Below are 14,333 nucleotides of genomic sequence, written 5' to 3' on the forward strand. Positions count from 1 at the left end.
AAGCCAATCCATTATGCCTTGAATCAATGGGAAAAACTGATCCGCTATGTTGAAAACGGTCACCTGGATATTGATAACAATCGTGCCGAACGTGCGGTTAAACCATTTGTTATCGGGAGAAAGAATTGGATGTTCAGTAATACACGCAATGGTGCACAAGCCAGTGCGGTACTTTACAGCATAGTCCAAACAGCCAAAGCAAACGGATTGGTGCCATATGACTACATCAGTCATTGCCTTGAGCATCTTATCCATGCTCCTGAAAACTTGGATGCCATTCTGCCCTGGAATGTAAAACTGGGCTAGGTGTATTTGCCCAGTCGTTTACAACCTAAAAAACCTATATTGCTTCAGCTGAAAATGACATCATAGGCGCGGACTGATCAAAAAACACACTTTTCAAGTGTTGAAAAGAACCAGTTCCAATATTATTTAAATGCCATAAAGCAATGGAAAGAGGCGTTTATGATCCTTGGAAGCTAGCCGAGAGTGAAATATTCAACAGATTAGCAGAGTTCATTTTTACAAAAAGTCCCCATGAAAATAGTGTGAAATAAAGTTATTGAAAACGTGTAATAACTGAAGTGAAAGGAAGTCTAAAATTACATCTTCTTTATAGTTCAAAAAATACAAGTTGGCAGGAGTTGGGAAATACTCCCGAATATAAAGTGAACTGTATCATTATTGATAATAATCAATATACAAAAATTTAATATTGGCATTATTTAAGGTCAGAATTTTAAAATAGTTGCAAACTTGTGAGTACAGCTAATAGATTGGTTTCAGCTTTAATATTGTTAAAAAAAACGAAGGAGGATATTTTTTATGATCGTGCGCATAAACTAAAATTAGCGCTACTCTTTATTTTCCCTTTAGTTATTTTTGTTTTTAGCTCTTTGATTCAAATTGATAAGCTTTCAAAGCGAGCTGAACAATTAACAAACTTGGAGCAGCTAACTGCATTAACAATACATCTCACCGCTTTATTACATGAATTTCAAAAAGAAAGGGGATTAACGGGAATGTACCTTACCAGCAAGGGAATGCAGTTTTCAAAAGCTTTAGTGCAACAGAAGAAGCTAAGCGATGTGTCAAAAAAAAATCTGGAATCTTATTTTAAAAATAAAAAACAACATTATAAGAGTAAAGAATTAACACAGGCATTTTATGTTTTTTATAAACAATTAAATCAGCTTATGCATATAAGAAAGTTAATCATAGAAGTGAAAATGATTGAAAGCCAAGGGATTGATTATTATAACGTTCTTAATAAAAGGCTTTTATATATTATAGGCTTAATTGTAAAGGAAACAGTTGATACTGAATTAACTCAGGCTTTTTATGCGTATGTTCATTTTTTAAAAGCGAAGGAAATGACGGGCCTTGAAAGGGCTGAGTTGGGAAATGCATTTACTCGAGGTAAATTCTTACCTCAAGAATATCAACTGTGGAACAAACTTGAGTCAATTCAATTGCTTCATTATCAAGAGTTTAACCAGCTTGCCACTTCTGAGTTAAGAGAGGCTTTTAATAACTTATCAACTGAGTTGGTTTTTAAGCAAGTGTTATTTTTGCAATCCGTAGCACATAAATTTTCGAGTTCAGGTGATTTTGGTATTGATAGTTATTATTTATTTGATATTTACACAAAAAAAATAAATAGATTAAAGTGGTTTGAAGGAAAAATAACACAAGATTTATTACGTTACTCTCGTTCATTAAAGTTTGAAAGTGAACGAAGCAAGCGCATTTGGATCGCTGCATTAGCTTTTACTTTTATTGTGGTTTCTATTTTTGGTTATTATTTAATTATTGATATTAATCGTAGTGTTTCTCGTAAATTACAGGAGTATCAAAGCTTATTTGAAAATGGTTCTGCTGCTATTGTTGTCGTAAATCCAAAAACAAAAAATGTGTTATATAGCAATCATAGTTTTGCCAAAATGATGGGGTTTAATCATCAACAAATACCCTCACTTAATATGCACAATCTATTACCAAAAATGCAGAACAATAAAATACTCAAGCAATTTGATGATTTAATATTGGCTAAAACGCCAATGATTGAAATGGTGCAATTTCTACGCTCTGATGAACATACATTTTTTGCTGACGTATCTGCGTTTCCTTTATTAATTGGCAATACGCAATATATGGCAATAAATGTTGTTGATATTACAAAACGATTAACCTCTAAATTTAAATTAGAAAAATCAGAACAAACATTACAAAAGGTATTGAATAGCTTAAATTCAGCAGTGACAGTAATAGATCCTGAGACCCTATCGCTTATTTATCTTAATAAGTTAGCAACAGAGATACGAGAGCAAAATGATGAAGTAGAACCTATTTGGCCATTACTGTCTCCTCAAGCATATAGGGGAGGAGATATTAACTCTTTAAATAAAAAATATACATCTAGTGAGTTGTTTTATAATAAAACAAAACAAGATTGGTACAAAGTCACAGTACATTGGATACATTGGATTGATGGTAGATTGGTCTGCATTCGCATGCTTGAAGATATTACTGAACGCTATGATATTGAATTAAAAAACAAGCAATTACTTCAGGAAAATCGCTTGTTATTACGTCGTAATTATCAGCTTCAAGAAAAAGAAAGAAAAAATTTAGCTACGGATTTACATGATCAGCTAGGCCAGTTGCTAACAGGTATTAAACTGCAAGCGGATTTTATTTATCGTCAGGTAATAACTAAAGAGCTAACATTACAGGTATCGGCTAAAAGCATAATTGATGCTACGGGGGAGCTAATAAAGTCAACTCGTACAATTACAAATAACTTAAGGCCTGTTATTTTAGATCAATTAGGGTTAACTGAAGCCTTAAAAGAATTAATTCAAAATTGGCGAAGGCTAAAAACAAATATCGAATTTAAATTAAACCTTAATGGTGATTTTTATGATTTATCTGATGATATTGCCATTACTGTTTATCGTATTGTTCAGGAGGCACTTACCAATGCATGTAAACATGCAAATGCAACTCAGGTTAAAGTATCATTATCGTTAATTTATTCTTTAAAAGTGGAAAGTACATCTATTCAATTAAATATTGAGGATAATGGCGAAGGTTTTGATAGTCGCGATATTCATTGTCAAAGTATGGGGTTAGTGAATATGAGAGAGCGAACAGAAGCGCTCAGTGGTATATTTAATTTAATAAATAATCAAAATAAAGGTGTTGAGATTTTGGTTGTGATCCCTATTGAAGCCAGCCAGCAAGAAGCACTATGTTACTAAAATTAATGATAGTAGATGATCACGCTATTGTAAGAAGTGGTTTAAGCCGATTACTTGAATCTCAGAGCCAATTTCAAGTGATAGAAACTTTAGACTCTGCTGAGGCGTTATTAGTCAAGTGTAAAACACAGGTTCCAGATCTAGTAATAACAGATTTATCTATGCCTGGTATGGGGGGGATTGAATTAGTTAAACGATTATTATTAAAGTGGCCAAAACTCAAAGTGGTTATTTTTAGTATTTATCAAAACCCCTATTTGGTCAACAGGGTGATTGAATTGGGCGCTAAAGGTTACATTAGCAAAAGTAGTGAAACTCAAGTGATATTAGATGGTTTAAAGGCAATCATTAGAGGTGATGTCTTTATTAGTTCTGACATTAATATGCAAACAGAGCTATCAGGCAGTATGAATAAACTCTCAGCCAGAGAATTTGATATATTTAAATGTATTTCTGAAGGGTTGGGAACAAAACAAGCATCAGAAAAGCTTTTTTTATCTGAAAAAACAATTGCAAATAACATTAGCATTATTAAAAGAAAGTTAAACATTAGTTGTTCAACTGAAATGGTGCATATCGCACTCGCTGAAGGGTTATTTATAGCTGAAGAATCATAAAAATAAAGCTACCTTAAAATGTGCTCTGTATTTATAATCTTTAGATAGTGAAACAATGAGCTTTTGGCTAGGAAAAGACATGAATACAAAAGAAATTTATCAAAACAATCCATTACAGGGTGTTAAATTAGAAACCATTTTAAATGAATTGGTTGATCATTATGGCTGGGAGATTCTATTTGCATATTTGAGTATTAATTGTTTCAAAATGAATCCAAGTATCCCTTCGAGTTTAAAATTCTTAAGAAAAAGCGACTGGGCTAAAGAAAAAGTTGAAGCCTTTTATATGTATAAGCTTTTAGGTTACCCAAAGGCTGATGATATTCAATTTCAATTACCACCAAGAGACAGAATCGTACCAGAGCACCATAAAGCACGAGGTCCTGTTAATTTAAGCTTGGAAGATGCTCAACGTATTAAAGATAAAAAATCAAAAACATCATATAAAAAGCCATCTACTCCATCAAATCCTTGGGGTCAATAACAGTAACCTTCTTAATAAACCACTGTGATGCAATTTTATTACAGTGGTAATAGCTTAATTACACATATAATTGCATTAATAATAAATATCCGGCAACTAAAATTAAAATACTCCCCATAATAAGGTTAAAAATGTTTAGGTTATTAGCCGTTGTAAATAAATAACTCATTTTAGTGCCCGTAAATGCCCAGCATGTAATCGATAAATAGCAAATACAAAAATAAATTAAAACAAATAATAATAGCTGTTCAAAATTGTCAGGGTTGAATGCGGCAATGCCACTTATTGACGCAATCCAGGCTTTTGGATTTAGCCATTGCAATAAAAACCCATGTGAAAACGAGACCGATTTAGTGCAATCTGAATTTAATGCCCCTGTAGATTGCGTTATTTTAAATCCAATATATGCCATAAAAGCAATGCCAATGTAAGTTAATACTGTCATAAGCACAGGTAGCGTAATTGTAAGTTTATCTAATCCCAGCCCAATACTTAAAAAGAGTGAAATAAACCCAATCGTTGCACCCGATACAAATGGCATTGTATTTTTAAAGCCTATATTAATAGCGGATGTCATCGCAATAATATTGACGGGACCAGGTGAAATTGACATAGAAAATGAATATAGACACATAGCTAAAATAACGCTCATAAGTACTCCTTTTTATCGTATATTTAATTTAGCCTGTTTTTTATTGGAGTATAAGGTGCTTTAATTAGGATTCTTTGTTCTACCAGGTGGTGTTATGATTGATGATTTAAAAGCAATAGCGATATTTGCAGAAACTGTTCGTCAGGGTTCTTTTAGAAAAGCAGCTCAAACTCTAAATTTATCTCCTTCGGTTGTGAGTTATCATGTATCACAGCTTGAAAGGCGAACGGGTAACGCTTTACTTTATCGCTCAACACGCAAGTTATCGCTGACAAATGAAGGAAAAATCCTTTATCAACACGCTCAGCAGATGCTTTTAAGTGCAAAAACAGGGCTAAGTGAAATATCACCAAATAATCACACGCCATCTGGAAAATTAAAACTGACTTTGCCTGCTGTTTTATCATCTTCATTGATTACAAAAAAAATAACGTTATTTTGTAATCAATACCCAGAAATTGAAATATCGATTATCAGCAGTGATGAAAGGCAAAATATCATTCAGGATGGGATTGATTTGGCAATTAGAATTGGAAAAATGCAAGATAGTAACTTAAAAGCCAAGCATTTATTTGATATTAAAAGAAAACTAGTATGTTCAGCTGATTATTTTCATAAACATGTTCCGCCCAAAAAACCTGAGGCGTTATCTAATTGGCATTGGATTAAATTATCTATGTTGCCAGCAGAACGTACACTTTATAAATCTAAAAAAGAATACATATCTATTCATTATGACAAGTTTACTTCGGTTAATAGCGTTGAATTAATGACTCAGCTATGTATTCATGGTGGAGGTTTAGCAACGCCACCTGATTTTTTAATTGATAAACTGATTAAACAAGGTGAATTAATTGAAATATTTACTCAGTGGCAGGTAGAGCCTATTCCTGTGTATGCGGTATGGCCTCAAAACAGTTTTTCAAATAGTAATGCAATGTTATTTTTGAAATTTATTAACCAGGGTGCTTAATACCCTTTTATTAACTTTTAACAGTCAAAGAGATTCAACTATACTTTTTTAAAGCGCATTCAATATATGTTTATTATTAAGTAATAGGGGAGTATATGTATAAATGTCGATTTATATTTATTGTCATTTTCTTTATAAACTCGCTTCAAGCTTTAGCTGCACCTCAACAACAAATATCTTCTGACTGTAGCAGTTTATTAAATAAATCAGTTTTAAATGTATCCAGTCGCAGTAATGAAGCATTGGGTTATTACTCTGAGCTATTAAAGCGCTCTTTAAAAAATATAGGTTGTGATCTCACGATAAATTATATCGGTAAACTGAGTTATCAAAGACAAAATAAATATTTAAAAAATAATAAGCTGTCATTAATGTGGCGGCTAAAGTCAGATGTCAGAGATATGAAATATTTAAGAGTTGATGAAGGGCTTACCAATAAATTGATCACACATAGAGTTTTATTTATCCCTCAAGCGACACAATATAAGTACAGTGAAATTAATAATAAAAGTGATTTTATTAAATCAAATTTAGTGGGGGTGTTTGGGGAAGGCTGGTTTGATGTTGATGTATGGCGAGTTAATCATTTACCTTATATAGAACTATCTGGAGATAGAGAAAAAATTTATTCTATGCTCGAAAGTAAAAAGCGTGGTTTTGACTATTTTTCTAGAGGTATAAACGAAATCATTAGTGAGTCAAAACGATACCCAAATTTAGCAATTGAAAAAGAATTATTATTTGTTTATCAAAATGATATGTATTTTTACGTAAATAAAGAGAACGATCAACTAAAGGCTATTTTAGAATATGCATTATTACAAGCTAAAGAATCCGGCTTATTTGAAGCGCTGCTTTTTAAGTATTGGGGAGATATACAAACACAATTAAGTTTACCATCAAGAAAAGTAATAAAACTCGATATGCCCTAATATTTGACCCCTCGCTTAAAAAGTATATTTGATATCGAACATAATCTGACGCCCTTGACCTAAAATAGGAGACTGACTTCCTCTATAAGGCTGTATTAAATGATTGTTATCATTAAGAATACGGTTAACGCCAAAGTTAACTAAAAAATTGTTATTTTTAAACTGATAAAAAACTCTAAAATCAAATGTATTATCTAGCTTTTTAGGGGTTCCGCAAATCCAATCAGAATCATCAATGCAAGCGTATCTAGCAGAAGTATTATGACCAATTAAATGTAATGATGAGTGATTATTAAAAGCATAATGGAAGTCGAATTTGAGCATGTGATTTGGAATACCTAATACAGCATTTTTATCCCTTTTAATTTTAAAAGTATCTATGTTATTTTTTCTATAGCAAAAAGTGAATAACTTACATTTAAATATAGTTTGTTAAGTTGCCAATTAAGTTGAACTTCAGCGCCATAACTACTGAAATCACCTAAAGTTGTATTATTAGCAGATTGAGGGTTAAAGCCTATGTAATGATTGATTTTTTGTAAATAAAAATTTGATGTTATGGTCAGATCTGGATTGAATTGATAACCTGTTTCCACCTCCCAACTTTTCGTTTTTTCGATTTTAGTGATGGGTGTATTGGCATTTTCTGCGCTTGCAACAGTATCGAACTGAGGAATTTTAAATGCTTCATTATAGACTAATTTAAGATGTAATTTTTGCCATAATTTAGTCAGTGACACTCTAGGAACAAATTCATTTCCTGCAAATTCATGGTCTTCAAATCGACCTCCCAAAGTTAATTTCCCCCAATCGAGTTGAGTTTCAAATTGAGAATAAATTGAATAATCATCATTATTTGCTGTGTTTTTACCTTGGTAACGTACTTTAGGATCAAAAAGATAAGATTGCGTAATTTCAGCCGTTTCATAATAATAACTTGTACCAAAAAATATATTCGATTTTTTTGATAGGTTATAAATACCAGATAAATCAAAGCGTGCTCTGTTTAAGCCTCTGGAAACATTATGTTGGTACTGCCCTTTACTATTCCAAGGTTTTTGATTGGTATAAGTAAATTTTATATCCAATGAAAAGTTATCATCTATAACCCATTTTTTATCGGCACTTATGGCTTGATGTAAAAATGAAAGGTGATTTTTTTGAGTATATTTCTTATTAGGTGAAAAAAATATACCTGAATCACCAAAGAGTAACCTGTCTTCTTGTTCAAATTTTTCATATTGTAAGTTAAATTTCCACTGATAGATGTCTAAAAATACATTCAAATTGATAGGCTTTGAGTTAGCGTTATTCTTTAAAGGCAGTTGATAAGCATCCAGTGCAGTCCAGTTTTTATCGCTATAATCACCATGACCAAATGAAGCTGAAAAACCATATTTCAATTTTTGTTGTTTGATTTGGTTATCACCAGTAATGATATAATGAAGGTTTATATTATGATTTGATGCTAAGCCTAAATCTGATGTCAAACTTATTGACTGATTTGACTGATTTGACTGATTTGACTGATTTGACTGATTTGACTGATTTGACTGATTTGACTGATTTGACTGATTTGCGATTAAGCTTGTTATTCTGATCACTGCAAGTGCAGCTTGACCACCAAACTTAACTGAACCCGGTCCTCGGATTATTTCAACTTGATGGATATTACTTGTGGGATAACGCGCCCCTAAAGCTAAAGAACCAAATGCCAGTTCATTTTGCTCTATACCATCTATGATAAGGAGTATTTTAGCTTCCATTCCCCATACACCCCGAAAGCTTGTTGAGAAAGTACCAATCGTATCTGTACCAATCCAAAACCCAGGAACTTGTTGTAATAAATCCATTAAATACCGCGATCCAGAGCTCATAATATAATCGTGTGTCAAAATAGTGACTGTACTAGGCTGCTCTCTTATCGTTGTTTTATTGTTAGAGGAGATATCAATCTCTAGGTTTAATAACTTTTCTATGGACAAAGAAAAAACATTGTCATTAGCGTAACTAAATGAAATGAAAATATATGACAATAGAATAAATAAAAAACTAAATTTAATAATTGCGGACAACTTACAGATCATTAGCAACATATTATTAAATACACAAACGCGATTGATATTAAGTGTAGCTTATTAATTTATAGCTGGGCTTTTCTATGTTCAGAATATAGTTTAATAGGGTATTTCTGCTGTAGGCCTAAAAAGTGTCATTATTGTCATTTTTCAACCTTTATATTCATTACAAATGTAACGACTTTCATTACATTCTCATACTTATGCAAACTACCGACTACATCTTATGCCATTCATAATGTTGCTTCTTTAATTCGATTTAGTTTAGGAAGTGCTCGTGAGAAAATTAATACCTTTTATATTTATTCCCTTAATTACAATATTTGGTTGTGGTAGTGATAGTTCAGGAAAAAAAACACAGGTCAAGATAGCGGAAATAGCAGAAGTTCATCATATCCAGCCAAATGATGTGGCAACTTATATTGAAAATTATAAGCTACAACAAGAACAATTGAATTTTGAATTTAATGGGGTTGATTATGATATTGAATTAATTGATTTTGATATGAAAAAAAATATCATTGAGGCGAAATTTGAATTAGGTCTATTGGTAATAGGTTTTGATTTTGATAATGAAAAGCCTATTAATAACCTAACTGTAATAGCCACAACTGATATTACAGATGAAAGTAAAATAACTGCGGTCTATGGGGCTACAGACTTGTTGTTATCAGAACAAGATGAAAATATTATTTATGCTGGGGATTTAATCGATACTCAGATGAATACACATTACACCGCTAAATTAACGTTTAATGAAGCTTTAATAAATGGTGGTAATAGTAAATTAACAATTCAAGATGAAAAAGCTTATTTAAGTGGCACTTTAGGCTCTAAAACTTATATCCAAATTAAAGATTTGATCAATCAAAACCCGAGTGTAAAAACGATAAAATTTATTAGTATTGATGGTTCAGTCAATGATGCTATTAATATGCATACTGGGCGTTTGATCCGAAATGCTCAACTCACAACTTATATGCCAAGTACTGGTGAAGCCTATTCTGGAGGTGTTGATTTATATGTTTCTGGTTTTAATAGAGTATATGAGATAGGTGGAAAATTAGGAGTACACTCTTGGTGCTGTGAAGCTGGAAAACCGGCAGACCAACTAGGCAAAGATCATAAAGGACATGGCGCACAGTTAACTTTTTTCAGAGAAATTTTAGGTAAAGAGTTAGGGCCTGAATTTTACTTTTATACTATTAATGCGGCACCCTTTGATAGTGTTCATGTTATGACTAAGCAAGAATTAATTAAGTATAAAATTATTGCTGAATAATCTACTCAGACGTGAAATAAAAGGTACTTTGTTAATATGCAAGGTATCTTTATTTTAAGTTTTATCGACAATTTTTAACGGAAATAATGAGTTACTGATAGTTTTACAGTTACTTTCGGTTAAACTTACAAGTATGTTTTAATTTTATTATGTTGAAAATGACACAGAGCATTTTAATTGTCGAAGATGATTTAAAACTCGCAAGCTTACTGAATGATTACTTTAGTGATTTTGGCTTTGAGACTAAAGTGATCACCAGCGGAGAAGATGCAGCGATCAGCATAACTTTAAGTACTCCTGATTTAGTCATTTTAGATTTGCGATTACCTAAAGTCGATGGTTTAACAATTTGCCGGCAAATCAGAGACAAATATCAAGGTATTATATTAATGCTCAGTGCCAGTGGTGATGATATAGATCAGGTTGCGGCACTAGAGTTAGGCGTTGATGATTTTGTACAAAAGCCTATTCAACCTAGAGTTTTACTCGCTAGAGTTCGCATGTTATTGCGACGAAATAGTGCAAGTATAAAGCAAAATCATAAAGAAATTACTTTTGGTCAGTTAACCATTAATAATTCGCTTCGACGCTGTACTTTAAATGAATTAATTGTTCCCTTAACACCTTCAGAATTTACGCTATTATGGCTATTAGCAAGTCAACCCGATGTCGCATTAAGTAGAGAGCAATTACAAAAATCATTAAGTGGATTAGATTACGATGGTTTAAATCGTCTCATTGATAATAAAATTGCTCAGATAAGAAAAAAGCTTAGTGATGATGCATTAAGGCCTAGAGGCATAATTACGGTACGCAACAAAGGCTATATGTTTGTACCAGATTATTGGTTTAATTAAATGACAAGATTATTTTTATCATTATATGGAACCTTAACCGTTACTTTTATTATATTTGTTTTTACCGCGCACTGGATCAATACATTTTTAATTTTAGATATAGATAACGTGATTGAAGCTAAAAATTTTCAAGCTGAAATTCAAATGCTTGAACAATTAACGCCATTTATAACTGAACAACAAAAAAAGCAGCATCTAAGAAAAATTGCAGAGTTAAATCAGATAATCATTGAACCCGTTATGCATGAACACATTCCAGATTTTGTTGCAGAGGAATTAAAACAGCAACAAGTTTGGGTTGATGATAACGATTTAGCATATTTTTCTGCATTTGTTCCCAAACAATATTTTTCAATGCGAGAAAATGATGAGCACAAATTGGTTCAAGTCGATGTCATGATTGAAAAGACTATTTTATTAATGATGTTTACGCTTATTGGTGTGATCACATTCATTTGGATGAAGCTATTAGGTAATAAATTACGCCACTTAGAAAGGGCTACAGAAAAATTTGGAGCTGGAGATTTCAGTATTAGAGCGCCTTCCTCATTTCGTCATTCTGTTGGTAATTTAAATTTAGGCTTTAATCAAATGGCAAGCAAAATTGAAAAGCTGTTATTAAGCCATAAACAACTTAGTCATAATATTGCACATGAGTTACGCACGCCAATTTTTAAAATACAAATGCAACTGGAGTTATTAGAAGCAAACAGCAATGCAAAACAGCAAAAGTACATAACAGGAATTGAAGATGATTTATTTTATTTACAAGATTTAGTTGATGAACTGCTTCAATATGCTCAAGCTGAACGTGCTGAATTAAAAATAAAACGCAGCAATTTTAAAGTAAACACTTTAATTAATTCTGTTATAGATAATTTGTCGGCCACAACAAATCAGAACATCAACTTTAAAAGTACCCAAGATAATGATCTAAGTATAAGTGCAGATATTAATTTAGTTGCTCGTATTATCAGTAATTTATTGAGTAATGCCATAAAATATGGACTAGATTTAATTGAAATATCAGTAGAGTCATGTGATAAAAAATTATTCATTCATATAGATGATAACGGTAATGGCGTTGGTAAAAATAATATTGAAAGTATCTTTGAACCATTCTATCAAGTTGACTCAAGTCATAATGGTTATGGGCTTGGATTAAGCTTAGCCCGTGAAATCGCAAAATTACATAATGGGAATATAAAGTATCAAAAAAGCCCTTTAAGTGGTGCTAGGTTTACTTTAGCGCTGCCCATGGAAAATAATAAATTCTGAGAAGGTAAACCACCTTGTTTTTTTGCAAGGGTTTACTTTTATTATAAAAATTTTAATATTAAGTATAAAAACTCTAAGTAAAAGTTGATTTTTTAACCTTTGATTATTATTATAGGTACGGAGTTAAATTTAAAATTATAAATAACATTTTATAAAGGACTATGTATGTTTTTTAAAACACTATTACCCAGTGGTTTTTTGTTTTTGTGCGCTTCATTTAATATTTCTGCAGAACCTGATGTTTTGTTTGATGCTGAAAAGCAATGTAAAGCAAGAGAAACTATGACTGGTATGCGTTATACCCCACCTTGTAGCATTTCAGATATTGAAGTTGAATTAGGTTCATCAGACTCAATTTTAGATATTTACATGAAAAAATTCCCTCTAAATAATGAAATTGCATATCAATTTAATTGTCAATCTCTGCGACCTTTTTCTTTAAAGTATAAAGTAATGAATGATGACGATGTACTTCACACCGGGCGATTTTCACCTAAATTCAGGTATTCCGAAGATGATGGAATGTCAAAATTACAGCTTAGCAATTTGTTACCTGAGAGCAAATTAAAACTGACTAGTGCAGAAGGTTTATCAGGGTTTCAGGCTTTAAAACCAGGCTGTAAATTAACATTAGAAGTAATAGATAATATTGATGCTGAAATTCTCAATCTTGTGACAATTTCTTTGGGCAATATTGAAAATATTACTGACGCATTGACTGGTACATCTAGCTATAGCTCACTCATGCATGAAATGAATAACAGCATGGTGTTCTTAACAACAATTGAGCAATTTGTTGCATTTTCAGATAATAAAATACTTATTGAGACTTTGGCACAAGCAAAACTGGTATTAGAAGATAACGACGAAAATGAAGTTGTGATCAGAAACCAAGTGAAAGATTTAAAACTTGAAACTATAAAAAAGCTTGAGTCTATTCAAACTTATTTAACGGATAATATGGCTCGTTTTGAACAGTCGTCTTACATTACTGAGGAAGAAGTTAAAATTTATCAAGATACGCTAAATTTTATTAATGCACTATAAATCAAAAACGTAAGTAAAGTATTATTAATACTTTACTTACGTTTTTAATAACATGCTTGCGAATTATTTTAAGGACAAAACAAACCTTATACTTTTTACTCCATCCATTTGATTACTTTTATATAACTTCTTCTTGATTTGTTTCTATTTTTCAGCAAAATACCTTACTTAAAAGCGGTATCGCCTTATTCGGCCCTTCGTTAAATATCTATCGCAACTAAAATAAAAATATGGAATATGTATGTATCAATTATATTATTACCCATTAAATGCAAGTATGGCTCCTCATTTTATACTTGAAGAGCTCAATATAGATTTTGAATTAGTTAAGGTAGATAAAGACAATAACGCTCAAAAATCACAAGATTATTTAGCATTAAATCCAGCTGGTCGTATACCCACTTTAGTACAAAATAATTCAGTGATTTTTGAAAGTCCAGCTATTTGCATTCACTTAGCAGAAACTCACCCTCATGCTCAACTCATTCCTCAAATTGGCCATAAAGATAGGGCGTTAGTGCGTCAAGCGAAGCTTGATGCATCTTGCAGGGTGCAAGTCCCTGTCGGGTAAGGTTTAGCCAACCACCCGTATCGCGTGTTGCGCCTATGGCGGAGCTTGTTTTTCAAGCGAACAAGATAGGCGAAGCGTACACAGAGAATTATATAGGCCATAGGGGATACGTGTCCCTTAAGTGCTGGTATCGCTCCGACAAGTACAGTCTGACTGACGAGGTTTGTAACGCCATCGAAGTCCAAGCAAAGCAACCGTTATTCAACGCACATGAAAGGGCAAGGTTGTGGCGAGTCAGCGGAGTTATTAAGCCGTGGCATGTATAAAGAGATGTATTGAGAACTTGAGAGATCCAAAGG

The 14,333-nt window shown here is 32.3% G+C and carries 14 protein-coding genes; 11 read left to right on the forward strand and 3 right to left on the reverse strand.

The genetic code is table 11. The features are described 5' to 3' along the window. From BM088_RS25675 to BM088_RS25690, 4 genes are all read left to right on the forward strand, one after another. Window positions 1-306 (forward strand): IS66 family transposase (locus tag BM088_RS25675; protein ID WP_143085131.1); only part of this gene is annotated, 306 nt, incomplete at its 5' end. A 452-nt stretch (window positions 307-758) separates the two neighbouring features. Next, the gene (locus BM088_RS25680) at window positions 759-3,263 is read left to right on the forward strand and encodes a nitrate- and nitrite sensing domain-containing protein (protein ID WP_091991628.1); all 2,505 of its coding nucleotides are present in this window, start codon (window positions 759-761) and stop codon (window positions 3,261-3,263) included. Next, a complete protein-coding gene (locus tag BM088_RS25685) occupies window positions 3,254-3,880 on the forward strand; it encodes a response regulator transcription factor (RefSeq protein ID WP_091991630.1) in 627 nt (208 codons plus the stop codon). The genes BM088_RS25680 and BM088_RS25685 overlap by 10 nt, the downstream gene beginning before the upstream one ends. Window positions 3,881-3,959: 79 nt before the next feature. Continuing rightward, on the forward strand, window positions 3,960-4,364 hold the full coding sequence (locus tag BM088_RS25690; RefSeq protein ID WP_091991632.1) for a VF530 family protein: 405 nt from the start codon (window positions 3,960-3,962) through the stop codon (window positions 4,362-4,364). A gap of 58 nt (window positions 4,365-4,422) precedes the next feature. Here the strand turns inward: BM088_RS25690 and BM088_RS25695 are convergent, their stop codons facing one another. After that, window positions 4,423-5,016, reverse strand: coding sequence for a LysE family translocator (locus tag BM088_RS25695; protein ID WP_091991634.1), 594 nt, complete (start codon window positions 5,014-5,016; stop codon window positions 4,423-4,425). A gap of 94 nt (window positions 5,017-5,110) precedes the next feature. Here BM088_RS25695 and BM088_RS25700 point away from each other — a divergent pair, with 94 nt between their 5' ends. Together BM088_RS25700 and BM088_RS25705 are read left to right on the forward strand one after the other, a co-directional pair. Next, window positions 5,111-5,989, forward strand: a complete 879-nt coding sequence (locus BM088_RS25700; protein ID WP_091991636.1) for a LysR family transcriptional regulator — start codon at window positions 5,111-5,113, stop codon at window positions 5,987-5,989. Between the two features lie 95 nt (window positions 5,990-6,084). Then, window positions 6,085-6,921: a type 2 periplasmic-binding domain-containing protein gene (locus tag BM088_RS25705; RefSeq protein ID WP_091991638.1), complete on the forward strand. Its 837-nt coding sequence runs from the start codon at window positions 6,085-6,087 to the stop codon at window positions 6,919-6,921. 15 nt (window positions 6,922-6,936) lie between these two features. Here the strand turns inward: BM088_RS25705 and BM088_RS27830 are convergent, their stop codons facing one another. Continuing rightward, on the reverse strand, window positions 6,937-7,245 hold the full coding sequence (locus BM088_RS27830) for a hypothetical protein (protein WP_245763929.1): 309 nt from the start codon (window positions 7,243-7,245) through the stop codon (window positions 6,937-6,939). A 53-nt stretch (window positions 7,246-7,298) separates the two neighbouring features. Beyond that, window positions 7,299-8,906: a TonB-dependent receptor plug domain-containing protein gene (locus tag BM088_RS25710; RefSeq protein ID WP_245763930.1), complete on the reverse strand. Its 1,608-nt coding sequence runs from the start codon at window positions 8,904-8,906 to the stop codon at window positions 7,299-7,301. 370 nt (window positions 8,907-9,276) lie between these two features. Here BM088_RS25710 and BM088_RS25715 point away from each other — a divergent pair, with 370 nt between their 5' ends. The 5 genes from BM088_RS25715 (at window position 9,277) to BM088_RS25735 (ending at window position 14,034) form a co-directional block, all read left to right on the forward strand. After that, window positions 9,277-10,281 (forward strand): hypothetical protein, encoded by a 1,005-nt coding sequence (locus BM088_RS25715; RefSeq protein ID WP_091991640.1) that lies wholly within the window; start codon window positions 9,277-9,279, stop codon window positions 10,279-10,281. Between the two features lie 158 nt (window positions 10,282-10,439). Further along, entirely contained in the window at window positions 10,440-11,138 is a 699-nt protein-coding gene (locus BM088_RS25720; protein ID WP_218156561.1) for a response regulator, read from the forward strand. Beyond that, the gene (locus tag BM088_RS25725; protein WP_091991644.1) at window positions 11,139-12,416 is read left to right on the forward strand and encodes a sensor histidine kinase; all 1,278 of its coding nucleotides are present in this window, start codon (window positions 11,139-11,141) and stop codon (window positions 12,414-12,416) included. It abuts the gene before it with no gap. Between the two features lie 165 nt (window positions 12,417-12,581). After that, window positions 12,582-13,463 carry a hypothetical protein gene (locus BM088_RS25730; protein ID WP_091991646.1) on the forward strand — a complete coding sequence of 294 codons (882 nt, stop codon included), beginning with the start codon at window positions 12,582-12,584 and terminating at the stop codon, window positions 13,461-13,463. 241 nt (window positions 13,464-13,704) lie between these two features. Then, window positions 13,705-14,034 carry a glutathione S-transferase N-terminal domain-containing protein gene (locus BM088_RS25735; RefSeq protein WP_091991648.1) on the forward strand — a complete coding sequence of 110 codons (330 nt, stop codon included), beginning with the start codon at window positions 13,705-13,707 and terminating at the stop codon, window positions 14,032-14,034. Window positions 14,035-14,333: the final 299 nt, after the last annotated feature.

It is taken from the genome of Pseudoalteromonas denitrificans DSM 6059 (assembly GCF_900112265.1).
In the GTDB taxonomy this organism is placed as follows: domain Bacteria; phylum Pseudomonadota; class Gammaproteobacteria; order Enterobacterales; family Alteromonadaceae; genus Pseudoalteromonas; species Pseudoalteromonas denitrificans.

What these genes read in the sequence shown, in the direction of transcription:
- BM088_RS25685 (WP_091991630.1), top strand. Translation starts at nt 3,254, where the DNA reads ATGTTACTAAAATTAATGATAGTAGATGATCACGCTATTGTAAGAAGT.
- BM088_RS25690 (WP_091991632.1), top strand. Translation starts at nt 3,960, where the DNA reads ATGAATACAAAAGAAATTTATCAAAACAATCCATTACAGGGTGTTAAA.
- BM088_RS25695 (WP_091991634.1), bottom strand. Translation starts at nt 5,016, where the DNA reads ATGAGCGTTATTTTAGCTATGTGTCTATATTCATTTTCTATGTCAATT.
- BM088_RS25700 (WP_091991636.1), top strand. Translation starts at nt 5,111, where the DNA reads ATGATTGATGATTTAAAAGCAATAGCGATATTTGCAGAAACTGTTCGT.
- BM088_RS25705 (WP_091991638.1), top strand. Translation starts at nt 6,085, where the DNA reads ATGTATAAATGTCGATTTATATTTATTGTCATTTTCTTTATAAACTCG.
- BM088_RS27830 (WP_245763929.1), bottom strand. Translation starts at nt 7,245, where the DNA reads ATGCTCAAATTCGACTTCCATTATGCTTTTAATAATCACTCATCATTA.
- BM088_RS25720 (WP_218156561.1), top strand. Translation starts at nt 10,440, where the DNA reads ATGACACAGAGCATTTTAATTGTCGAAGATGATTTAAAACTCGCAAGC.
- BM088_RS25725 (WP_091991644.1), top strand. Translation starts at nt 11,139, where the DNA reads ATGACAAGATTATTTTTATCATTATATGGAACCTTAACCGTTACTTTT.
- BM088_RS25730 (WP_091991646.1), top strand. Translation starts at nt 12,582, where the DNA reads ATGTTTTTTAAAACACTATTACCCAGTGGTTTTTTGTTTTTGTGCGCT.
- BM088_RS25735 (WP_091991648.1), top strand. Translation starts at nt 13,705, where the DNA reads ATGTATCAATTATATTATTACCCATTAAATGCAAGTATGGCTCCTCAT.